18 protein-coding genes are annotated in these 22071 nt (G+C 62.6%); 13 read left to right on the top strand and 5 right to left on the bottom strand.

Going from position 1 to position 22071, the window contains the following annotated elements:
• The 11 genes from J3A66_RS18290 to J3A66_RS18340 all read left to right on the top strand — a co-directional run bounded on the left by J3A66_RS18290 (position 1) and on the right by J3A66_RS18340 (position 14436).
• Positions 1–726, top strand: coding sequence for a type IV secretion system protein (locus J3A66_RS18290; protein WP_209570607.1), 726 nt, complete (start codon positions 1–3; stop codon positions 724–726).
• Positions 727–728: 2 nt separating this feature from the next.
• Positions 729–1001 carry a hypothetical protein gene (locus J3A66_RS18295; RefSeq protein ID WP_037533493.1) on the top strand — a complete coding sequence of 91 codons (273 nt, stop codon included), beginning with the start codon at positions 729–731 and terminating at the stop codon, positions 999–1001.
• A gap of 69 nt (positions 1002–1070) precedes the next feature.
• Positions 1071–2111 carry a type IV secretion system protein gene (locus J3A66_RS18300; protein ID WP_209570608.1) on the top strand — a complete coding sequence of 347 codons (1041 nt, stop codon included), beginning with the start codon at positions 1071–1073 and terminating at the stop codon, positions 2109–2111.
• Between the two features lie 437 nt (positions 2112–2548).
• The gene (locus J3A66_RS18305) at positions 2549–3226 is read left to right on the top strand and encodes a type IV secretion system protein (RefSeq protein WP_209570609.1); all 678 of its coding nucleotides are present in this window, start codon (positions 2549–2551) and stop codon (positions 3224–3226) included.
• A gap of 1 nt (position 3227) precedes the next feature.
• Positions 3228–4235, top strand: coding sequence for a TrbG/VirB9 family P-type conjugative transfer protein (locus tag J3A66_RS18310; protein ID WP_209570610.1), 1008 nt, complete (start codon positions 3228–3230; stop codon positions 4233–4235).
• A gap of 1 nt (position 4236) precedes the next feature.
• Positions 4237–5547: a type IV secretion system protein VirB10 gene (gene virB10, locus J3A66_RS18315; protein WP_107959494.1), complete on the top strand. Its 1311-nt coding sequence runs from the start codon at positions 4237–4239 to the stop codon at positions 5545–5547.
• A 4-nt stretch (positions 5548–5551) separates the two neighbouring features.
• A complete protein-coding gene (gene virB11, locus J3A66_RS18320; RefSeq protein WP_209570611.1) occupies positions 5552–6574 on the top strand; it encodes a P-type DNA transfer ATPase VirB11 in 1023 nt (340 codons plus the stop codon).
• A 13-nt stretch (positions 6575–6587) separates the two neighbouring features.
• The gene (locus J3A66_RS18325; RefSeq protein WP_209570612.1) at positions 6588–8510 is read left to right on the top strand and encodes a type IV secretory system conjugative DNA transfer family protein; all 1923 of its coding nucleotides are present in this window, start codon (positions 6588–6590) and stop codon (positions 8508–8510) included.
• Between the two features lie 281 nt (positions 8511–8791).
• Positions 8792–12430 (top strand): SIR2 family protein, encoded by a 3639-nt coding sequence (locus J3A66_RS18330; RefSeq protein WP_209570613.1) that lies wholly within the window; start codon positions 8792–8794, stop codon positions 12428–12430.
• A 128-nt stretch (positions 12431–12558) separates the two neighbouring features.
• Positions 12559–13599: a hypothetical protein gene (locus J3A66_RS18335; protein ID WP_209570614.1), complete on the top strand. Its 1041-nt coding sequence runs from the start codon at positions 12559–12561 to the stop codon at positions 13597–13599.
• A gap of 36 nt (positions 13600–13635) precedes the next feature.
• Complete coding sequence (locus J3A66_RS18340) at positions 13636–14436, top strand: hypothetical protein (RefSeq protein WP_209570615.1); 801 nt, start codon at positions 13636–13638, stop codon at positions 14434–14436.
• 318 nt (positions 14437–14754) lie between these two features.
• Here J3A66_RS18340 and J3A66_RS18345 read toward each other — a convergent pair whose 3' ends face one another.
• From J3A66_RS18345 to J3A66_RS18355, 3 genes are read right to left on the bottom strand one after another with little or no spacing between them, the layout of a single operon-like run.
• Positions 14755–15633, bottom strand: coding sequence for a hypothetical protein (locus J3A66_RS18345; protein ID WP_209570616.1), 879 nt, complete (start codon positions 15631–15633; stop codon positions 14755–14757).
• Positions 15630–17063: a relaxase/mobilization nuclease domain-containing protein gene (locus J3A66_RS18350; RefSeq protein WP_348634096.1), complete on the bottom strand. Its 1434-nt coding sequence runs from the start codon at positions 17061–17063 to the stop codon at positions 15630–15632. The genes J3A66_RS18345 and J3A66_RS18350 overlap by 4 nt, the downstream gene beginning before the upstream one ends.
• Positions 17060–17623 carry a hypothetical protein gene (locus tag J3A66_RS18355; protein WP_348634097.1) on the bottom strand — a complete coding sequence of 188 codons (564 nt, stop codon included), beginning with the start codon at positions 17621–17623 and terminating at the stop codon, positions 17060–17062. The genes J3A66_RS18350 and J3A66_RS18355 overlap by 4 nt, the downstream gene beginning before the upstream one ends.
• 308 nt (positions 17624–17931) lie before the next feature.
• Here J3A66_RS18355 and J3A66_RS18360 point away from each other — a divergent pair, with 308 nt between their 5' ends.
• Complete coding sequence (locus J3A66_RS18360) at positions 17932–18192, top strand: hypothetical protein (RefSeq protein ID WP_209570617.1); 261 nt, start codon at positions 17932–17934, stop codon at positions 18190–18192.
• A gap of 70 nt (positions 18193–18262) precedes the next feature.
• On the top strand, positions 18263–18661 hold the full coding sequence (locus J3A66_RS18365; RefSeq protein ID WP_209570618.1) for a VOC family protein: 399 nt from the start codon (positions 18263–18265) through the stop codon (positions 18659–18661).
• Positions 18662–19447: 786 nt separating this feature from the next.
• Here J3A66_RS18365 and J3A66_RS18370 read toward each other — a convergent pair.
• Both J3A66_RS18370 and J3A66_RS18375 read right to left on the bottom strand, forming a co-directional pair.
• Positions 19448–20134, bottom strand: coding sequence for a ParA family protein (locus J3A66_RS18370; RefSeq protein ID WP_209570619.1), 687 nt, complete (start codon positions 20132–20134; stop codon positions 19448–19450).
• Positions 20135–21542: 1408 nt separating this feature from the next.
• On the bottom strand, positions 21543–21935 hold the full coding sequence (locus J3A66_RS18375) for a DUF3768 domain-containing protein (protein ID WP_209570620.1): 393 nt from the start codon (positions 21933–21935) through the stop codon (positions 21543–21545).
• Between the last annotated feature and the right edge of the window lie 136 nt (positions 21936–22071).

Raw genomic sequence — 22071 nt, forward strand, 5'->3', positions numbered from 1 at the left:
ATGTCGCTCAAGCGCATCATCTTGGTTGCAGCCGCGCCGGTCGCGATCGTCGCGTTTACGTCGCCGGCCGCTGCACAGGGCATCCCTGTGTTCGACACCTCTACCTATGTGCAAGCGCTCGCCCAGGTCCAGAACACGATCAAAATGATCCAGCAGGGCGAGCAGCAGATCCAGACGGCGACGACAACGCTCAGCTCGCTTCAGAAGCTGACCAACGTCAACGCGCTCGCCCCGCAATTGCTCAACGCGCAGGTGCGCAACATCCTGCCCAACACGACAATCGACGCCTCGACGTTGCTCAGTGGCGACCTGTCGAAGATTGGTTCGCTCGGTTCGCTCGCATCAAGCATCCAGTCTCGTTACGCGCTGCCGGCAACGTCGTCCTCCGACGCAGACCTAGCCTACAACCAGGCGCTCAAGGATGCGACCAGCTCATCGGCCGCCACGGCCGCGCTGGGCGAGAATACGCTCAGCATCGCCCAGACCCGGATGCAAGGCCTCGACCAGCTCCGCGAGCAACTGTCGTATGCCAAAGATCCCAAGGACGTGATGGACCTCCAAGCCCGAATCTCGGTCGAACAGGCACAGCTGCAAAACGATATGCTCAAGATGCAGGCGATCCAGATGGCGCAGGCCGGTCAGGCGAACATGCAGATCAGCGCAGCGCAAGTGGCGGCCGGTCGCGATGAAGCAGCATTCTTCAGTGCCAACACGATCAGGAAGTGATCATGCGCAAGATACTATCCCTCTGCTCGTTGCTCGTCGTCTGCGGATGCCAACAGAACGTCGTGGTGCCTACCGCCAAGGAGCTGATCGCCAGTCCTCAACTCCTCTCGCAGTGGCAGGCGAAGTGCGATGCGGGGGAGTACAGCCATCTCCCTGCGGATCAGAAGGCCAAGATGTGCGCGACGACCGGAGACGCGACCATCTCGGTCGCTCAGACCAAGGCCGGCAACGAAGAGGCGGACTTCTTCAAACAGAACACGATCCGCAAGAAGTAGATTTAATCGCTGCGCTTTGATCGCCGAAGATCGGAACCTCACTCAATGGCTGCCGGCCCACCCAACATCATGACGCTGTTCACGACGATGTATTCGTATGTGGAGACCGCCATAGCGACCTCGGTTGCGAGCTTCGGGGCGGGGCTCGTCAGTTTCGTTGCAGCGCCTTTGGCCCTGGCGGCGATCATCTACTTTCTGTTGCTCGGCTTTGCCGTGCTACGAGGGGCTATCCAGGCTCCACTTCGCGAGCTTGTATTCCAAGCCGGCAAGGTCGGGTTCGCCCTCGCGGCTGCCAGTGCGGTTGGCTATTCGGCGTTTGTGGTGAACGTGGTCACCAACTTGCCGAGCGAAATCATCGCGGCTGGATCGGGCACGCCCGTCACCAACCCGGGAACCACCTTCGATACCTATGTCGCCGATACCGGCAAGCTCTCGGAAAAGTTGGTCAATGCGAACCTGAAAGTTCAATCGCAAGAGCAAAAGGGCATCACAGACTTTCGCACACCCGTGATCCAGCTCAGCGCCACCCTGATCACCTATCTGTGCGTTGCCGTCCTCTACATCTTCGCGTTTATGTCGGCGTCGATCGGCTTTTGCATCGTCATTTTTGCCAAACTGTCGGTTGCGATCTGCGTCGCGCTCGCGCCGCTTGCGCTGGCGTGTCTGCTTTTCAACTCCTCCCGCTGGCTATTCGACGGCTGGCTAAAGCAGACCGTCAATTTCATCCTGCTGATGGTCGTCATGGCGATCATGACCAAGTTCATCACCGGCCTCCAGGAAGCCGCCATGGACGGCATCATGGGATCGATCCCCGAAGACGGCTCCTCCTTCGTCATGGCGCAGAACGGCTATATCGTCCTGAAAGCTGCCGTAATGCTCGTAGCGACGATCGCCTGCGCGGCGATCTACATCGTCGGCACGATCTTCTTCTTTCAATCGCCGGCCATCGCCGCGGGTATCTCGGGGGGTGCGTCCTCTGGCGGCCATGGCTTCCTGCAGACCGGGGCGAACATGCTGACCAACCGGCTGATGTTCCGGCGCGCGACGCAGGCGAACCGTCCCCCGCCAGGAGGGGGCGCCACGGGCGGCTCGGCCTCTCGGTCCACTTGAGGACCGCCGGCGCGTCCAAGACCATGAACCACGGAACCGCCGGGCGCGGGACCTTACGAACGGAGACGTCATGAAAAGGCTGACCATCGTGGCGATCGGCACGCTTGTGCTTGGCGGCTGCACCGGGACTCATATCAGACCTGTCTCGGTGTGCGACGGCAAACACCGGCGTCCCGCCAACCTCTACGGGTCGATCCTGCCGAGCTTGCCGGTGCCACTGCCGGCGTCACAGCAGGGCGCAGGGCAGTCGATGGTGGCGCCGCCATCACGCGAGCTAGCACCGGCGCCTCTTCCCGCACCGACCCCTACGCCCGGTGCCGGAGGTACGCCTGCCGCCCCCATCGGACCTGGGGCCATGAATATCCCGCGATCGGCGCCACGCACGTCCGCGCAGGACGTCGCGCCGACCTACTCCTCATGCTGAAGGGATCGACGCCATGGGCGCGGTGAAGGCCGAATATAAAGAGAAATACTACGAGACATCGAGGACGTGGGAATATGACCGTATGCGTGCGGCGATTCAGTCCAAGCGACTCGCCTGGGGCGTTGCGGCGGCTGCGTGCACGCTCGCTGTGGCGTCAGTTGCGGCAGTCGCGATGCTTAGCCCGCTGAAGACCGTCGAGCCCTATGTCATCAGGGTCGACAAGAGCTCGGGCGAGACGCAGGTCGTGACCGCGCTCAAGGGGCCGCAGCCGCGCACCTATGAGGATGCGGTCAACCGCTACTTCATCTCGCAATATGTGCGGTTGCGCGAAGGCTGGCTCAACGATGCCGCGCGCGAGAACGCCTATACGGTCATGCTCACCAGCGATTCCGCCGAGAGCGCTCGTTACCTGAACAGCGTTCAGGCCAACAACAAGAACGCGCCTTCCAACGTTTACGGCGGCAAGGGCTTCGTCTCGATCTCGATCCGGACGATCAGTTTCCTCAGTCCTACCGTGGCGCAGGTCCGCTTCACGAAGATCATCACCTTCGGGCAGAACACGCCGATCGCGCAAAATTGGAACGCGATACTGACCTTCAGATACACGACGGCGCCGGAGCATGAGAAAGATCGGAATCTCAATCCGCTCGGCTTCCAGGTCGTGAACTATCGTTCAGACCCGGAGGCGTGACATGAGCGATCAGCCGAATACGTCGGACAGTGGCGACCATGTCCCCGTCCCCTTCCTGCCAGCGCTGCGCCAGAAGTTGGGTCTTCGTCTGTCACCGCCGGCAACGGCGTTGGTGCTGACAGAGGATGGCGCCAGGAATCGCTTCTGGCGCGGGGTCGGGGCGGTGTGGCACCGCCTCGTCGCGTTCTCGGTTCTGGGTGCCGTGGCAGTCACGCTCGCGCCACAGCCTGCGTTCGCGTCGGAAACCCCCGTCCCCGGGGCCAAGGACGCCCGCGTTCGCAACGTCAACTACGATCCGGATCAGGTGGTGACGATCGTCGGCAGTTTCCGGCATGCGATCGAGATCCAGTTCGGGCCTGGCGAAACGGTAACGCAGGCCGCCCTGGGCGATACCGTCTCCTGGCAGATCGCGCCCGTGGGAAACATCGTCTTCCTCAAACCCCGCGAGAAGGCTGGCGGCACCAACCTGATCGTCGTCACCAACGCCGGCGGCGTGCCGCGCACCTATCATTTCAACCTCGCGCTGGGAACGGGCGCCACGATGTACGGCGTGCGGTTCCGCTATCCGCGCGAGGAACGGGCGATGGCGGCGCTGCAGGTGCAGATTGCCCAGGCCCAGGCCGCCAAGGCGATCGAGACGACCATCACCACCGCCGCGCTCGACCATGCCGTGATCGAGGGCACCCGGAATATGAATTATACCGTGCAGGGCGACGTCGCACTGCAACCCACCGAGATCTCCGACAACGGCGAGTTCACCGTGCTGCGCTATCCGGGCCACGCCGACATTCCCTCGATCTTCGCGGTCGACGTTGACGGGACCGAGACGATCGTCCCCTACGATGTTCGCGAGGATTTCGTCGTGATCCATGCGGTCTACCGTCAGCTGCGCCTCAGGCGCGGGGCGAGCGTGCTGTGCATCTACAACGAGGCGCCGCTGCGGAACGATCGCGGCGATCGAACGGGCACCGTCTCCAACGTCGTCGAACGTAAAGTGAAGGGGCAGTAACATGGTCGGGACCGTGATTGACCGCGGGGGCGATGTCGCTGCCGACACCGTTGCGCCAGGCGAGGTCGATAACCCGGTCGCGCGTAGCGGCGGGTGGGGCAACCTCGCCTTCATCGGTGCGGGGATCGGACTGCTCGGTGCCATAGGCGGCATCGTGATAGGCTATGGTGCGTTTCACCAATCGGCCAGTACCGCGGCTGCCGCGCAGCCCGCGAAGGCCAGTGACCGTGCCGTGGACGACGTGATGGGATCGCCAAACGCGCAGCGAGCGGCGCTCGCGGGTCAGCTCGGCCAGCCCGACGCGGCGCAAACCGACATCTTCGGGCGGCCGATCGCCGCAGCCCCGGGGCCGCAGGTCGCCGATGCCAACGGAAATCCGGTGCCGGCAACGAGCGGGACAACCTCCCCAACGGCGAACGGACAGCAATCTCCCGAGCAGCGACGTGCCGAGCAGGCACGCGCCATGGCCGATGCGGCGCGGCGGTCGCCGATCATGGCCTTTGGCAACACCGGGCTGGCCTCGGCCGCCCTTCCCGCCTCCGCGCCCGGTGCGGACGCACAACAGGGGACCGACCTCGATGACCGGACGCGCGGCGGCGGACAATCCACCGTCGCGCGACGGGGCCTCGGTGCCAGTGGCTTCGGAGCGCGGGGTGAAGAAAGTCCAGCCGAGGCGGGCAAGGGCTCGACCGACTTCAGCGATCAGCTCGGCCATGCCGCGATCCAGACGGTCCGGGCAACGATGGTCGCGGACCGCAACCTTTTGCTGAGTGCCGGCACGGTCATCCCCTGCACGCTCCAAACGGCGATCAACTCGACGCAGGCCGGCTTCGTGTCCTGCGTCATCAATCACGACGTCTATTCCGAAAACGGCCGCATCGTCCTGCTCGACAAGGGGACCAAGGTGCTGGGGCAATATTCCGGTGGCATCACGCAGGGGCAAGCGCGCCTGTTCGTACTGTGGACGCGCGCCCTGACGCCGCGTGGCGTCGCCATCGACCTCGGGTCGCCGGCAGCGGATAGCCTTGGCCGGGCCGGGTTGCCAGGCGGCGTCGATACCCAGTTCTGGGCACGTTTCGGCGTCGGGCTCGTCATCTCGGTGCTGGAGGATGCCTCGCAGATCGCCGGTCGGGCGGTTGCCAATGAGGGGAGCAACACCACGCAGGTTCCCGGGCAAACCGGACAGACCGTCCTGCAGCAGACCATGAACATCAAACCGATCCTGAAAAAGAACCAGGGCGACACCGCGGCGATCTTCGTCGCGAAGGACTTCGATTTCCGCTCGGTCTATGACGTGGGATTGAGGCGTTAAGGCCGTGGCATCCAGTCCGACGTCGCTGATCTACGAGCATAATGCCGAGCCGATCCGACGGCACCTTCTGCGCGACGATGTGACCGAATTGGTCATCAACGAGCCGGGGATAATCGGCCTCGAGACTCGGAATGGCTGGGAGTGGCATGAGGAGCCCGCACTCGACAATGCGGCCCTCATGACGCTGGCGAAGCTGATCGCGGGGCTGACCAAGCAGGACATCAATTCCGAATATCCGATATGCTCCTCGGTCCTGCCGGGCGGCGAGCGCGCGCAGGTCGTCGTTCCCCCGGCGGTCGAGCAAGGCTTCATCTCGATCACGATCCGCAAAGCGTCGGGCGTGACGATGAACATCGACGATTTCGAACGTGCCGGCCTGTTCAGTGAGGTCCGCGCGCAAGGCCTTTACGAGGAGGTCGACCCCGATCTGCTGCGACTGCGCGAGGCGGGCGACTGGCGTGCCTTTTTCAAGCTGGCGGTCGAAGCCCGCAAGAACATTCTCATTTCCGGCGCGACAGGCTCCGGCAAGACGAGCTTCTCGAAGGGACTCATCAAGTTGATTCCGGACTATGAGCGGATCCTGACGATCGAGGACACACGCGAGCTCGTCGTTCCCCAGCGCAACCACGTCCACATGATGTACGCCAAGGACGGGAAGAGCCTCCAGAAGGCGGGCGCCAAGGAGTTGCTGGAATCGGCGCTGCGAATGCGGCCCGATCGCATTCTTCTCCAGGAACTGCGGGACGGCACCGCCTTCTTCTACCTGCGCAACGTCAACAGCGGTCATCCCGGTTCGATCACCACGGTCCACGCAAATACGGCCGAGGGCGCGCTCGAGCAGCTGACGCTGCTGGTGAAGGAATCGGAAGGCGGCAACGATCTCGACCGCCACGACATCCGGGCGCTGCTGCGTTCCCTAGTCGATATCGTCGTGCAGATGCACCGCCTGCCACCCGGCGAGGGCCAACCCGCGCGCTATCGCATGACAGAAGTATGGTTCGATCCGGCGAGCAGGCCGACCGACTGAAGAGGGTGCCGGCATGAACGGGAAGTGGGTGCGAAGCGACGAAGGGTCGCAGCCGGGCGCGATCGCGTTCCTCGGCATCATCGGCCTGGCGGTGAGCACCATGATCGGCGCCCTTGCCGTCCTGTGGCATGCCCACCTCCTCAACGTCCATACCCCCTGGCGGAAGGTGCCGGCCGCGCTCTGGGCATTGAAAGGCTACCCGATCGTCTACCAGCCGTTCCTGAGCGGCTTCGGGATCGGCATGGTTCTGACGGTCATCACGATCGTCTCCACACTGTTCAAACGGCAGAAGCTCCACGGCGAGGCACGCTTCGCGCGGGTCGGCGAGGTCCGCAATGGCAAGATGCTCGCCCCGGCCGGCATCGTACTGGGCAAGTTCGGTGGCAAGGTGATGCGCTTCGGCGGGCCCGAGCATGTGATGCTCGAGGCCCCGACACGTGCCGGCAAAGGCGTGGGCGTCATCATCCCGAACCTACTCGACTGGCTCGATTCTCTCGTCGTACTCGACATCAAGCAGGAGAATTACGACAACACGGCAGGCTATCGGCTGAAGGTGCTTGGGCAGCAGGTACTGCTCTTCAACCCGCTCGATCCCACCGGCCGCACCGTGCGGTGGAATCCGCTGAGCTACATAAACCGGCGCGACCCGGTGGAAGTCATAAACGAGCTTCAGAAGATCGCGGCGATGCTCTACCCCGATCCGCTCACGGGAGAGAAGTTCTGGGCTGAAGGCGCACGAACCGCGTTCCTAGGTATCACCGCCTATATCGCCGCGACCGTCGATGATGGAGAGGACGCACTCCCCTTCACACTCGGCGAGGTGTACCGCCAGTTCGCAGCCGGTGATGCGCAGCGGCGTTTCCCGAAAATTATTGCTGATCGCAAAGGAGATGGAAAGCCCCTGTCAGAAGGGTGCGTCTCGGCGATCAAGGATTATACCGGCTCGTCGGCGAACACGTTCTCTGGATTGCGCCAGTCGGTTACGTCCAAGATCAACGGCTGGCTGAATCCTTATGTCGATGCGGCGACCTCGACGAGCGATTTCGACCTAAGCGATTTTCGGGACAAGCGGATCTCGCTCTATCTCGGCGTGTCGCCGGATGACCTCGAGCGGGTTGCGCCAATCTACGGCCTGCTTTTCCAGCAACTCATCGATCGCAACGTCCGCGAACTGCCGAAGGGCGACAAGCATCAGATCAAGGTGCTGCTCGCCCTGGACGAGTTCGCGAGCCTCGGCAAATGCACCGTGCTCGCGAACGCCTTCAGCTATGTCGCCGGCTACGGGTTGCGGATGCTGCCGGCGTTCCAGTCGCTCGAACAGATTCAGGGCGTCTATGGAGACAAGGTGGCGGCGGACATCGAGCGAAACTGCGCAGTGCGGCTCGTGCTTCGTCCGGCCGGTTTGGCCGAAGCGAAGAAGATTTCGGACCAGCTCGGCAGCTACACGTTTAAGGCTCGCTCGCGCTCGATGGGAACGTGGGGTGGCGGGGGCGGCTCCACTTCGGACTCCGATCAGCGCCGGCCGCTGATGCTCCCTCAGGAAGTCGAGTTGCTGCCGGAGGACGATCTGATCGTTTTCCGGCGAGGCATGTACGCGACCTATGGAAAGAAGGTCCGCTACTATGACGAGAAGAAGCTCTCGGCGCGGACCAAGATACCGGCCCCCGAGATGCCCCAGATCCGCGTCGACCCGGCGGTCGCTGCTAACAGCCTCCGCGTGATCGAGGCCACGCAGGCCCCCGATGACTTCAATCCCGCCCCGTCGGCGCCAGGCGCCGCGTCGACGTCGGGATCCGTTGCAACCGACAAAGCAACTGCAACGGGTCGGCGTGGGTTGAACCAGGCGGCGATCAACGCCGCCTTGGCCGTTCCGCCAAACGAGCGTCTCGCCAAGCTCTTCGACGGCGTCCTCGTGGTGCGAGGCAAACCTGCGTAACCAATGGGAATGCCGTCTCATCGATTTTTAAAGTGGGAACGAGTGAGGTTGCCCCGAAGGGGGTTAAGTGGGACATTTTTGCCGTTGACCACGTGCTCCATAAGTGACGGCTATTTCCAGAAGCGGTCGGTGGGGTGCCGCATGACGCTCTCCCAGCTCCACATTGATCCGGCAACCAGTTGTCGTGATCTACGAGTGGTCCATGCAATGAGCGAGCAACGTCGGTGAGCCGGGGTCGAGTTTGTCTTGCCACCGCAGGAGCATCAGGCGATCTACGCTGAATGCGCTTGTCCGACGATACCGCCGATATTCCGGATCGATTGATTGCCCTCCAAGAGAGGGGCGAAGTTATATTCCTATGCGGCGCTGGCATTTCGCAACGGTACGGCCTTCCATCATTCTACAAGCTCACCACGGACATCTACGCTGATCTTGGTGAGAGCTGGGAAGGATACGCCGCCGAAGAAGACGCGATGGGTCTCGACAAAGACGGCGAGGTGAAGGGCCCCGCGGCACTTGATCGCGCTCTTTTTGCTCTTTCCAAACGTTTACGGGGCACCGACACGGCCTCTCGGATCCGAGCCGAAGGGCTGCTGACGACGACGATCGAGAAAAACTTGCAGCCGCCGCTTGGTCCCTTTCCAGCCCATCAGGACGTGTGGACCCTCTCGCGCGATCCCGAGATGCGGCGACGCATCGTCACGACCAACTTCGACACCCTCTTCGAGCGGGCTGGTCCTGCGGAAGTCGCGAGTCGCGCGGGCGCCGATCTGCCTCCCCCGCTTGGCACTGACTTTACCGGCGTCCTTCATCTGCATGGCCGAATTGCCGATGGTGACCTGGGCCTCTCGCGCACCTCCTTGGTACTGAACAGTGCTGAGTTTGGTGAAGCCTATCTCCGTTCAGGCTGGGCGGCGAGATATGTCTATGACCTCGCACGCGCGACAACCATCGTGATCCTTGGCTATGGGGCCGACGATCCCCCGATGCGCTACATCCTTGAGGTGCTAACGGCGGACAGAGAGCGTTACCCCGATATCCGCGAAATCTTCGCGTTTGTTCCCTCGGCCCCAGACGGTCCATGCAGGGAACGGATTGCTGCGATCTGGGAGGCCAAGGGCGCGACGGCGATCACGTACGACTCTCGCGATTCCAAAGATCACGACGCGCTCTACGAGACGATATCGACGTGGGCCGGGTTCGCGGCAGATCCAACCGGATGGCGCCTGGGGCACGCCAGCCGGATACTGGGGCAGGATCCAGACGAGGTCAGCGAGGGTGATTGGCAGCGGCTCCGCTGGTTGCTGAGCGGCGGCGATGCAGGAGAGCTCCTTGGCGAGATAAACCCGGATCCGAAATGGGCAGCGCCGCTCGTTAAGGCAGACGTCTTTCGAACGAACGCTATCTCGCCGTACCGTTGGATCGTTGCGCGATTGAACGATCGTAACATGCCGGCTGCGACAGCCGAAAATCTTCCCCTCTCACCAGAGACTCTGGGCGCCATTGAACGGATCTTGGGCTGGCGAAATCGAAAATCGGTTGATCTGCATCCGGTGCTCCATCGCGCCTGGCAGCTTATCGTTCGGGTTGCCACGCGGCGCTATGCGTTCAACAGTGATGTGGGTCTTCGCTGGTTTCGGGCGAAGGCAGCCATTAGCGAGGGCGATTTCTCTCTAAGTACGAAGCGCGACGTCCTGTCGTGTCTCCGGCCACAGATCGGGATCGGTCACGTCTTTCGATGGCCAGGCCTGAAGGACGAACCTACCCCCGAAACGCTGGCTTTGCGACACGTCCTGCGGATCGACTGGGGCCCCGGATCGCTCGACAAGATCGACGAGTTGGTTGCGCACTGGCCCGATGATGGCCGCTCGAGCCTGATCCGCGCGCTCATGCGTGAGCTGGAGGATGCGCTCGAAGAGGCGGCAGATACGGACACCCTTTATGCGGCGAGCAGCGACGTCAAATCGGTTTCACGCCATTTCCAAGACCAGCACCCCGACGGGTTTTATTCGATCGTACGTGCAGTGATCGACATTTGGGATAGGGAGGCCGGTGTTCGACCAGTTGCAGCAAAAGCACTGGCAACTGAGTGGCTGGCATCGTCGTATCTCCTGCTCCGACGGATGGGGCTTCACGCTTTGAGACAGCCATTCTTCTCGTCGTCGGACGTTGCGGAGCATCTGCTGACATTGTCCGACGAAGACTTCTGGCTCAGCGACGCCCGGCGCGAAACCATGCAGCTTTTCGTCCATCGGTGGCCCAGCGTTGTCGCCGCGGATCGGGCGAGGGTGGAGGAACGTATCTGCGCCGGCTTGCCACGCGAGCTCCTGATAGCTGACGGCGATTCTGACCAGATCGCATCGGTGCGAGACAATGCCGTGTTCATCCGCCTCGCCCGGATCGAGGGTACGGATGTTGGTATGTCGCCGCTTGCGGCAGACGCATTAGCGCAACTCCAAGGCGAGCATCCTACCTGGAAGTCCGATGGCGAGGAGGACGATTTCCGGGTTTGGTCGTCCGGAGTCCGGACAGTGGGTCACCAAGGAGACCTAAGTTTGCTCGCCGACACGCCCGCCGACGAGGTTCTTAATCGGGTCGAAGAGGTCGTCGGTCGCGACCCGTTTGCACAAGGCGATCTATGGCGACTGTACTGCGATGCCGAGCCTCAGAGTGCCCTGTCTGCTCTCCTCGCGGACGATCCGACGAGCAGCAATCGCGCTGGCGCATGGCAGTCGTTTTTCTGGTCCATCACCGCAACACCGAGAGAAGACATCCAGCAACTGGCGCTGGACGCGATAACCCAGCCGGATTTTCAATTCGAGCCGTATACTGCGGTCGCGGATTGGCTCCTTCGAAAGCGCGATACCCTTTCGATTTCGACGACATCACTTCTTTCGGTCTGGGATCGCCTGTTTGCAGTAGTCGAGAATCATGCGGGACCGGTCGAGGATCAGTCGCGACGGGACGTCGTCTTCAGCATGCTAAACAGCGCGGAGGGTAAAATTGGAACGCTGCTGCTCGAAGAATACGAAAGGGTGCGGGAGGGCGAAGCAGCCGATGACCAGCTTGCCATCCTGGCGCGGCTTGAGCGCCTAGTCTCCGCCGAGGGTGAGCTCGGTTTCCTTGGAACGGCCGCCGCGATGGACGGCGTGAGGGCTCTGTTCAGTGAACATAGGGCGTGGACGACACAATGGTTGCTCCCTTTGACGGTTTGGACGTCTCCATATGCGCCAGCGGCTTGGTCCGTGTTGCTGCGCGGACAGATTCCTCAACCTGATCTTTATACAGCCCTGAAGGCAGGTCTGCTCGAAGCCGGCAGCCATTTGGAGCTCGATCGCTCGATCGATTCCGTCGCCCAGTGGATGGTAGCACCGCTGCTATGGGCTCAGGTCGCAACCACGCCCGTTCCCGAGATTACCAGCGTCGAAGTCAGGCGCGCGTTGGCCGGATCAGCAGAAGAGGTTCGCAGCAGTGCTGCATATTGGCTCTCTGAGGCGATCGAGAAGATGGACGGTAGCGCTGCGGATCTTTGGCGGGAGCGCATTGGCCCGCTATTTAAACAGATATGGCCGCTAGATCCGGCCAGCCGATCGGCCGGCGCCAGTCTGCATCTTGTGAGGTTGGCGCTCCATACGGCCGGGGCTTTTCCCGAAGCCGCCGATGCCATAGCGCCGGCCTTGGGCCCCCTCGACACGTGGGAGATCGAAAGCTACCTCGGCCGCGACGAAGATGCGAAGGCGTTCTATGAAACCGCGCCGGGCGCCGTGCTGACCCTTCTTGACGCCGTTGTTGCCGAAGACGGTGTCCCGAGTTCGCTTATATCCATGTTGCGAAGTCTCGCGGAAAGCAAAACGGCGTTGGAAACCGATCCGCGTTTCATGAAGTTGATGGGGTGGGCCCGTCGGCAGGCGGCCGCGTAGAGTGGGTTTTCTCCCGCGCGGTGACCGAGCCCGCCGCGCGGATTTGCCCGCAGATAGCAAGCTGGTCTCGGTCGTGGTGATCGCGCTGGCGCGTGAACCGGCTTATTGTCCTCAACAAGGAGGACCTTGTGCATATCTTTATCGATGAGTCGGGGACGTTCACTGGAGTGGGGGCCGACGCGCCGGCGGTCTCGACACTCGGCGCTCTCATCATGCCCTCACACCGCCTGCCCAAGCTGTTCAAGAAATATGGGCGGCTCCGCTCGAACCTGCCCACACGAAAGGGCGAAGTGAAAGGTAGCCTGCTCGACGAGCGCCAGGTTGCGGCGGTGATCGAGCTTCTGCGCATCAGCGGCGCCCTGTTCTGCGCCTCGATGATTGACCTCGCCGACCACAGCCCCGAGGACATCGCTAAACACCGCGAGAGACGCAGCACTGGCCTCGCTGCCAACCTCACCGATGGCCATACCCAGGAACTGCGCGATAGCGTTGCCGCGCTGCAGGCGCGCATGGCCGGGTTTTCCGACCAGCTCTATATTCAGGGCGCGGTAACGATCGACCTCCTCTACAACGTCATGCAAGACATGATCGTCTACCACTGCCAGCGCTTCCCGAAGGAACTCGGCGAATTCCACTGGGTCATCGACGCCAAGAATCCCGGTGCCGTCACCAACTGGGAGGACTGGTGGTCCAGAACGCTAGTGATCTGGCTGCAGGCCATGTCGCTGGTGAAACCCGGCGCGATGCTCCCCGGCGGCGATTACCGCCATTTTCGTCGCTTCATCTTTGACGACCTCCCGGAATATCTCCGCGACGTCGCGCCGCCCGCTGATCGCAGCCGGGGCGCCGGCATTGACCTGCAGAAGATGTATGGCGAGAGCTTTCGCTTCTCGAGCGAACCGGAGCCCGGGCTCGAGTTGGTCGATATTGTGACAAACGCGCTACGCCGCGGTTTGATCGGCAATCTCGGCGAGCCCGGATGGCTGCCGCTGCGCGGCCTCATGATCCACCGCAGCGACGTCTATGTAAGCCCCGTTGGGCTCCTTCCCCCCGATCGCAAGCTGGCCCGTGCGCTGCTGCCTACAATGAATAAATTCCGTATAGGCGGTCGGATCATGGCGACGCCCAACATTGTCTGGGCCGAGGACGAACCGGCCGCCGCCAAATAGGCCGGGAGCTCGCCGACGGATCTGGTAACGTGCCGCATGAACAATTCCGGCTCCTCCTTCTCCGATCGCTTCGGCTACCAAGCTCCAGAAGCCGAAATCACGATCCGCGAAGACGCGCCGACTGCGGTCCGCGACGGAATCCTGATGACGGGATACGGTGCTGAGCTTGGCCCCGGCGTGATGCGCGACATTCTGTGCCAAGTTCTGCTGCGGCGGCCCAACCAGAACAACTGGTCGGCGAGCAATGTCGAGTGCGAGGTGTCGGGGCTTATCGACCAAGCGCCATGGTATCGCGTGTATGACTTTGCCGAACGCCTCTACGCTGAAATCGGCACGCGCGACTTTACCGGCACGCAGCAGGCCCGCTTCGAAGCGCAGCTCAACCAGCTTTTCCGCGAGCGGGGTGTGGGCTGGGAGATGAAGCACGGGACGTTGATCGCACGCGGATCAGAGGCCTTCGCGCTCGCCACCGGACATGCGACCGAGGTGATGCGGCAGCACGGCGCGCCGACCGCGGCGAACGAGGTTCATGAGGCCTTGCGCGATATCTCGCGCCGCCCCCATGCCGACGTTACCGGCGCGATCCAACACGCCATGGCGGCGTTGGAATGCGTCGCGCGCGAGGTGGGCGGGACGACAGACACACTCGGGCCGGCCATCAGGCGGCTTAACCTACCGGCGCCGCTCGATCAGGCGGTCGAGAAGCTCTGGGGATTCACGTCGCAGCAGGGGCGCCACATCCTCGAGGGGCGCCAACCGCAATTCGAGGAGGCCGAGCTGGTGGTCACCGCCGCCAGCGCGCTCAGCGTCTATCTCCTGCGTCGTCGAGATGGGTGATCCTGCCCCTCAACCGACTTCGACACCATGCCTGCGGAGCAGCGGGACAATGACCGAGCCGATCTTCTCCTTCGCCCAAGCAGCCAGCCCCGGAATGGCTGAGGTTCGAGCGCATTGAGCGCGTTGTGGACGCGGACCGTCAGCTGCAACCAAACGTCCACGGTAATCCGGTCGAGAAACGCAATGATCGGGGTGCAAGCCCGTCCGGCAGCTTGAATGCGGACTATGACCGGTTTCGGCGTGACCGGACATTTACGCGTTGGACGCGGAATGACTTGGAATGGTCGGAAGCCGCCGATCCAATCTACCGGACGCCCTCTAACGGTCCTTGCTGGCCTCGACCGTAGTCGCACGTTCGTTGCTGTAAGCCGGGCCACTGTCACCAATGCGCGGCCGATCGCCTGCCTCGATGCGGGTTGCTAGATCGCTGTGAAGCGCAACGAGCTCGGGTGGAAAATCCACACCAGCCGCAGACCCCAGTCTGCGCTCCGCATCGTCGAAGAGATCTATTGCGCCTGCCAGTTCGGGTTCGCTGTACAGCGCTGCGCTCTCCCCTGCTCGCCATAGGCCGGCAAGTTGGTGGGAGCGGATCATGCAAGCCGAGGCCGTTCGATCGACCGCAACCGTGGTGTCCGGTAGTCCTGGCGGCGCGGCCCCCCTCCCCTTGATCTCGGCCCGCGTAATTGCCACCAGGCGGTAGCGCAGGACCCGGGATTCCGGGGTATCCGTTGGCGAGGGCTGCTGCTGATGGTTCAGGAAAGAAATAAGCTCCGCGGTGGTGGTGGCCGACGCGGCGTTGCGCCAGTCCGTCAAAGCCCGTTCCTTCGATTTTAGATCCGCAGGCTGGGTCAGGATAAAGCGCTCGAGAAGTGGATCGCTGGCTACTGCGACCGGCAGCGGTGCCCCGTTACCATTAGCCGCGGCATGGGCAAAGCCGATCGCCGCCGCAATCGTACCAAGCTGCGCCTTCATGATCTCACGATCGTCGATCGATCGCCCTAGGATCATCTCGAGGATCGGCGTCAGATCCGTCACCGCGGCTTGGCCTGCGTCGATCGTGTCGAGCCTATGGATGATCTCTCTGTTTGTCGCCTCGATGCGCTGGCCGCTTTCGGTCAGCGCATCGAGCTGCTCCTGCACGAGCGTCAACGCGTCCAGAACGCCTGCCAGGGCAACGCTTACCTGGTCCGTGCTCATCGTTCTGGCCCATCCCTATCGGGTGAACGCGCGTGGTCGCGAGTTGCGCGATCACGATCCAATATCTCGCGAAGGACCTCCTCCGGCTTGCTTGGCGTCGGTGCCGTGGCCTGCCGTTCAGCCTCGTCCATAAGCGAGCGAAGGCGCTCGGATACCCCCGAAGGTCGGCGTTCATGCCGCGTGTCTTCGGTCCGCTCGGGACTCTCCCGGAGTGCTTGCTTGGCCTCCAGCTTTCCACGCATGACGCGAGAACGCTCCAGCGCGGCGGCGATCGGATCAGGCCCGGGATCCGCAACAGCGGGGCGCGTCCGAACATCAACGATCGCGCCGCGCTTGCGGGACGGTGAAGCAGCACGCATTGCCCGAGCGGAGTTGGGCTCGGGCGGCGGCAATGCCGCGACGAACCGCCCGAGGCTCTGTGCCACCACCTGATCGGCAAGGGAAGGCGAAGCCGACAGCTCCGCGACGGATCGCATATAGGTCGCGCGAACGATGGCCTGCCGACTTGCAAGAACGGCCTCGACCGGGTCGGAAATACCCTGGTCGCGAAGGCGCCGGGCGCGCTCGGCGCGGCCCGTATCGATCTGCGGAACCTGCCCTTTGTCGCGCATCTTCCGTACCGCGATGTGTTCATGCGCGGGGTCGATACCGCGCGCTCTGGTCGGCGTGGCGTTGGCCTCGACGCCGCGTTCGCGGAGTTTCTCGGCGAAGCGTTGCCGCCATCGAAACAGATCATCCCGGTCCGGATGAAAGCGGCGCCCGTCGAAATCGCGACGTGCGATCGTGAGGTGAACGTGGGGATGATCGCGATCGACGTGGAGACCGGCAACCCACGACCGGTTCGCGAACGCCTCGCGTGCGAAGTCCAGGGCTGCCGCTTTCAAACGCTCCGGTTCGGTCCCCGTCGGCATCGAAAGGATCATGGATATGGACGTCGCACCTTTGCGTCGGGCGTCCCCGTCCATCTCGAAGTCATGCCAATCCTTCGCGAGTATCTGCATGTCGCGTCCGTCGCGCAGCACGACGCCCTCGCTCGTTTCAAGCCCGAGTTCTTCGTCGGGACCGTGACCCAGCCTGCTGATGTAGGCAAAGTTGGCAAGGACGTGTCCGCCGCCATGCTGGCGCCCCGTGATCCGCACCATGACCTCTGGAACGCGACGTGATGTGCGATCCGCGGTCATTATGGCACGGCCGTTCATCCGGGCCTGCGATCCGCCCCCGAAAGCGTGCTTCGCCTGCGCACTGGGACGGGACGTGGCCGGGGAGGATGCGGCCTTCGGGAACATCGACGCAACGGCCAGCCCGAGCATCGTGCCTCCGGTTTTCGGACCCTTGGCATTACCGCCCCCGGTCCCGAGGCGGTACTTCTTGGGAGGCGCGAAGACGCCCGCCATGGAGTCCATCGTCCCGGAAGAGAAGCGGAAGCTCACGTTCCTGACGCTCGGTAGGTTTCGGTCCAGTACCTGACCTCTGCCCCGATCGTGGCCGAGAGCGTCAGCCGGGTCTTAAACAGCAGCGCGTTCAGCTCTTCACATTTTTCGATGAACGGACCGGCGATGCGGGCAATGTCGAGCGAGCTTTCAGGCTGGTTCGCTGCGTTCATCGCATGGACCGCCTGGTTGATGTTCCGGCCGATCAGAAGCACCTGCTTGCGCAATTTGACGATCTCAGCCTGGGTGGCCGGAGCCAGCCTCAGCACGCCCGCCTTGTCCCAAAGCTGCCAGCGAAGCGTGCGTTTGATCCATTCGTTTCGCGTCATCTTCATCGGCGCCGCTACGGTGTCGATGCCTTCGACCTCGCTCCGGTCGAGCCGGACGGTGACGCGAACGAGGTCGTCGGGATGCCCCCTGCCCTGAATTGGCAGCACCGGGATGTCATCGTTCCCAGGGGCCAGCACGGCGTTGGCCAGCACGCTTGCCATCCAGCTGCTGCGGTTCTGCCCGTTCGCTGCGGCAACGCGGTCGATCTCGGCGACCAACTCGTCCTTCAATCGCAGGCCTACATTCATCCCAAAAGCCCCGTGCAGCGGCGCCCCACAAGCCAATGTTAAACATTGGTGCCGTGAGGCATATCCTGCCATCCCTAGTAATTGGCTATCCTCATGAAACAACAATCTCTTTGGAGCTAAATCACTCCAGACGCGGAGGTGAAAAGGGATTGACTGTGCGCTTGCGACAAGTAGCTTTCGGCCTTGTGGTGGCGGTGCAAGGCGTTTGCACGATTAGGCACCGCTAACTGCTATTTCCTGGATTGCCCGCAACCTCCTAAGTTGTTCTCTATTGGAACCGGATTCGAAGAATGGCCCGAACGAGAAACGCCGTCGATCTCGCAGCAATCGAGGCTCGGCGGGAAGCTCTAAAAGCGGAACTTGCTCATCTGGACGAACAGGCAAAGGCGGCGGAGCAGACGGCTCGGGACGCTGGTCGTCCGGTTCTAACCGCAGCGCTCGAGCGCGTTAAAATTGCAGCGATCGACAAAGCGGATGCCCGGGCAATCGCGACGGCTATCTCGAAACACGGCGGCAAAGCGGTGGCAAGCCAGCTTGCGTCGCTTGGCTAGGCTTCCCGATCAACCCTCCAGACGAGAAGCCGGCGTTGGCCTGGCATCCAGATTAGGGCAGCCTCGTCGGATGCCTCAACGCGTGAACCTGACCGCTCTCCTTGTCGACGAATATGACACCGCGCTCTCCTTCTTCGTTCAGAAGCTTGGCTTCGAACTGCGTGAAGATACCGTGCTGACTGATGGCAAGCGGTGGGTGGTGGTCGCGCCGCATGGTGCGGCGAACGGACTGTTACTAGCGCGAGCGGTTGGCGACCGGCAACGTGAGGCGATCGGCGATCAAAGCGGCGGTCGCGTGTTCCTGTTTCTCGAAACAGACGACATTGCCCGTGACCACCTCGCTTACACTCAGCGGGGCATCCGTTTTGTCGAAGCGCCTCGCCATGAACCATATGGCACGGTGGCGGTCTTCGAAGACCTATACGGAAACCGATGGGATTTGATCGAACCTAGCGTGGGCAAGGGATGACCTTCGATCCGCCATTCTATGCGGTAAGGGCATTGGCTGGGATCGAACGCAGCGGTTCCCCAATCTCGGCAGCCACGGCCTGTCTGGGTGTTGCACCGACGGGGGCGGACGGCCGGCGCTCGCTTCAGCGCGGCCGAGCAGGATACCCGAAAGCAGATTGACGGCGCCAGATCAGGCTGCCCCCCTCCCCTGCACACCGGCCATAGCTTGCGCCGTGTTGGCGGCCGGGGCTCGCCCCTGCGCCGCGGCACACGGGCACGGCTCGTATGGTGTTTCGGGCGCCGTCTCGGTCGTGCCAAGCGGGGTATCACGCCCTATCCATCGATTGTGGGGCCGCCTTAAACGAGGTTCTGCGCCGCGCGGGCGGTCAACCAGGATTGCGTTGCGTCGCCGCGCTAACGGCCATGCAAGGCCCCTGCCCTACCTATGGAGCAGCCCCGCCAATCTCCTGCTCGTAAAGCAAGAGCGCCGCATCTGCTACGACGTCGGCGAGCACGCGCTTGCGTGCCGGGTCCGCGTCGCGAAGAGCATAAAGTCTCGCAGCGGTTTCGGGATCTACCCTCACGTTGATCGCGATATTGCGATTGCCGGTTACGCGTGGCGGCCGTTGGAATGTCCCGGCTTGGGGACGCTCTTGAGGCACGGGCGCCGCTACAGGCGGGGCCGCTACAGCCGGAACAGCGGGACGCGACGGAAAGCCGGCCCCGTCGCTGATCTCGCGTAGCTTGGCTGGATCCTTGTTCGGGGGCGTATCATCGAACCCCGAGAGATCGAGCCGGGACCGGGTCATGCTGCCTCCTTCACGGTACGCGCCTTACGCAGCCTTGCGATCACCGCTGCCGCGTAAGCCTCGGCGTTCTCGAGCGCTGCCTTCATGTTACCGACGCCTTTGTCGTTGATTGTGCGAAGCGTTCCACCGGCGGCGAACATCGCGCGATAGGCCTCGCGATTGTAGATCATGACCGGAAGGACCGGAATTTCAGCATCGTTGAACTGCTCCGCGATGTCCTTCTGATTGTTCGAGCGCAGCGCTGGCGGGATTTGGCTGAACAGGATCGCATAGTCGATCTCTGTCTTGGTGCCTCTCGCCGTCTGCTTGACGAGCTTGATAGCGCGGGCAGCCTGGGTGGCATCCAGATGCGACCCCTTGCAAGGAATGATCACCAGATCGCTTTGCGCGATTGCGAACGTGACGGTCGCGGTTGCCGCGCCTTCGAGGTCAACGAGTGTGAAGCGCGCCTCCGACGCGCCCCGCTCGATTTCATCGATGATCGCGTTTTCGTCGCGGCACCCGACGACAGTTATCGCATCCGGTCGTCCCGGTAACTGGCCCCAGTCGACCAGCGGAAGGTTCGGGTCAGCATCGATCAGGCGTACGGTACCCCCCGCCTCCGCCAACTCTCCGGCGAGCAACAATGTCGCGGTGGTCTTGCCCACCCCGCCTTTCGGCGACACGAAGCTGATGACTGGCATGCTGCTCTCCCGTTGCGGCCAGGTTGCTACCATGTAGCAGCCAGCGTTTATGAAGCTGCTATATCGCAAGCTAGCAGCTGGCGTCTAGCGACTTTGGCGCAATCTGACAGCGACTAGCCTGCGATATGATTGCGATTTACTCGCAACTAAACCGCTAGCTGATAGCAAGTTTGTCGCGCGGCGGTTGCAGCTTAGATGCGGCACCGTTGCCGCTAGGTCGCTACGTGCTCGCGTTCTGGTTGGTAGCCGATTGCTGGTTGCTACCAACCAGCAATACACCCCGCGCGATACGGTCGAGACGCGGTTGGGAAGGCGCGAAAGGCAGGCCAGCAACCGTGTATGAACATGCTACGTCATAGCTGTCGGGTTGCTACCCGAACGCAATCGGCTATCAGGTCGCTACAATGTCGCTAGCTCGTTGCTACCAAGCAGCTACCAAACGAAGGAGCAATTCCCCTCAGTCCCCGTATCGCCAAGGCAATTGATGAATCCACAGTGCCAACCCACGAATCGACAAGAGATTGAGACGCCGAACGCAACAAACGCGATCGGCGTTAACCAAAGCGCAAAATGGCGAAATCGATCGTGAAGTACCCACGGCCCGATCTCGTTCGACACGACCTGCACCACACCGGATATACCGACGCTCAAGACGAAGACCCAATCCTCTAGTCGGGCGGCCGAGGCCGCCCGGACGATGTTCATTCCTCCCATAGCGGCTTGAGCTTGCGGGTCCGCTTTACTGCGGGGAGAGGTGCCCGCTCGGGCATCCCGTGTGCTGCGATCTCCGCTTGGATGCTTGCAAGTTCAGCGAGCCATGCCTGGGTGCGTGCGGTTTGAACGTGCATGTAAACCTCCGTCTGTTCGTTGAGACAGATGCGGGCTGACGATCGGGGGGGTCAGGGTCACAGGACCGCGCAGCGGCCGCGCAACCAGGGCGTGGGGGTGCCGATTTTGTCGCGGTCGAAGCGAAGCGAAGGCCGCGTCAGAATTGGGGGAACCGCGAATTCTTGACGCTGGCTCCGCCCGGTCGTCACAATGGACAATATCGACGACAGAGCCCCTCCGACGTTGGTAGGGCAGGGGGGCGCCGACCCACGCGACGGTCTTGCCTCCCGCACGCACCAGTCACCTTTCCCGGACAACCGTCGATGTCCAGATAGCGACCGTCAGCTGGTCTCAATCAAATTCTGCGGCAAATCGCTGGCGTTGATGCCTCGATCTCATGGGAGGGAATGCCGCCTTCATGACGGACGTTGCCACCAGCGAAGTCGATCTCGCCTTCCCGTCGCGCGCGCTCGGATGCGCTCATCGCCGAGCGTGGTGTCGGGAAGGGCAGCTCGAAATCGATGATCTCATCCTTTCCGCAGCAGGGGGAACCCCGGCGCCATCGCGCCGGGGCGGTGCGTCATCGTTCGTCGACGCGCATGATCGTCAGGACTCGCGTGGTTTTGAAGGGATCGGCCGGATCCTCTGAGCCCGCGCTCAGGTCGTAATTGTAATAGTCGATCTTCCAGTAGCAGTCGGTGCCTTCAAACCGGAACCGGCCCAGGTCGTGCTCGCCATACGGGTCGATCGCGTCGTCAAAGCCATCAAAGTCGCGAACCGCGCGGAGCAGCCCCGCCCGCTTGCGGAAGTTTCGGAAGCGGCTGACGTCGCCTATCAGGTCTGCGATCCCGCTGGTCATCACGATACGGTTGTTGCCCGGGGCGGTGAGATGCTCGCGCAGCCAGTCGTTGAGGCGGGCGATCTCCGCTGCGCCACCCTTGGCTTGGTTTGATTGGGGCGTTTGCTCGGCCATGATGGTCTCCTGCCATTGACCCCGACGATCGGGGCCTTTCGACAGGCGACAGGACGGCCGGGGCATAGGTTGCCCGGGCACCCATAGGGTCGAAACGGAGTGGAGAAGCCCGCTGGCGGGCTTGCGCGGGGGAGCG

It is taken from the genome of Sphingomonas sp. PvP018 (assembly GCF_017876865.1).
Taxonomy (GTDB): Bacteria; Pseudomonadota; Alphaproteobacteria; order Sphingomonadales; family Sphingomonadaceae; genus Sphingomonas; species Sphingomonas aerolata.

Coding starts and splice junctions, on each gene's coding strand:
- J3A66_RS18290 (WP_209570607.1), top strand. CDS start 1: ATGTCGCTCAAGCGCATCATCTTGGTTGCAGCCGCGCCGGTCGCGATC.
- J3A66_RS18295 (WP_037533493.1), top strand. CDS start 729: ATGCGCAAGATACTATCCCTCTGCTCGTTGCTCGTCGTCTGCGGATGC.
- J3A66_RS18325 (WP_209570612.1), top strand. CDS start 6,588: ATGAACGGGAAGTGGGTGCGAAGCGACGAAGGGTCGCAGCCGGGCGCG.
- virB10 (WP_107959494.1), top strand. CDS start 4,237: ATGGTCGGGACCGTGATTGACCGCGGGGGCGATGTCGCTGCCGACACC.
- J3A66_RS18375 (WP_209570620.1), bottom strand. CDS start 21,935: ATGGCCGAGCAAACGCCCCAATCAAACCAAGCCAAGGGTGGCGCAGCG.
- J3A66_RS18300 (WP_209570608.1), top strand. CDS start 1,071: ATGACGCTGTTCACGACGATGTATTCGTATGTGGAGACCGCCATAGCG.
- J3A66_RS18365 (WP_209570618.1), top strand. CDS start 18,263: ATGCCTCAACGCGTGAACCTGACCGCTCTCCTTGTCGACGAATATGAC.
- J3A66_RS18360 (WP_209570617.1), top strand. CDS start 17,932: ATGGCCCGAACGAGAAACGCCGTCGATCTCGCAGCAATCGAGGCTCGG.
- J3A66_RS18310 (WP_209570610.1), top strand. CDS start 3,228: ATGAGCGATCAGCCGAATACGTCGGACAGTGGCGACCATGTCCCCGTC.
- J3A66_RS18345 (WP_209570616.1), bottom strand. CDS start 15,633: ATGAGCACGGACCAGGTAAGCGTTGCCCTGGCAGGCGTTCTGGACGCG.
- J3A66_RS18330 (WP_209570613.1), top strand. CDS start 8,792: ATGCGCTTGTCCGACGATACCGCCGATATTCCGGATCGATTGATTGCC.
- J3A66_RS18340 (WP_209570615.1), top strand. CDS start 13,636: ATGAACAATTCCGGCTCCTCCTTCTCCGATCGCTTCGGCTACCAAGCT.
- J3A66_RS18305 (WP_209570609.1), top strand. CDS start 2,549: ATGGGCGCGGTGAAGGCCGAATATAAAGAGAAATACTACGAGACATCG.
- J3A66_RS18370 (WP_209570619.1), bottom strand. CDS start 20,134: ATGCCAGTCATCAGCTTCGTGTCGCCGAAAGGCGGGGTGGGCAAGACC.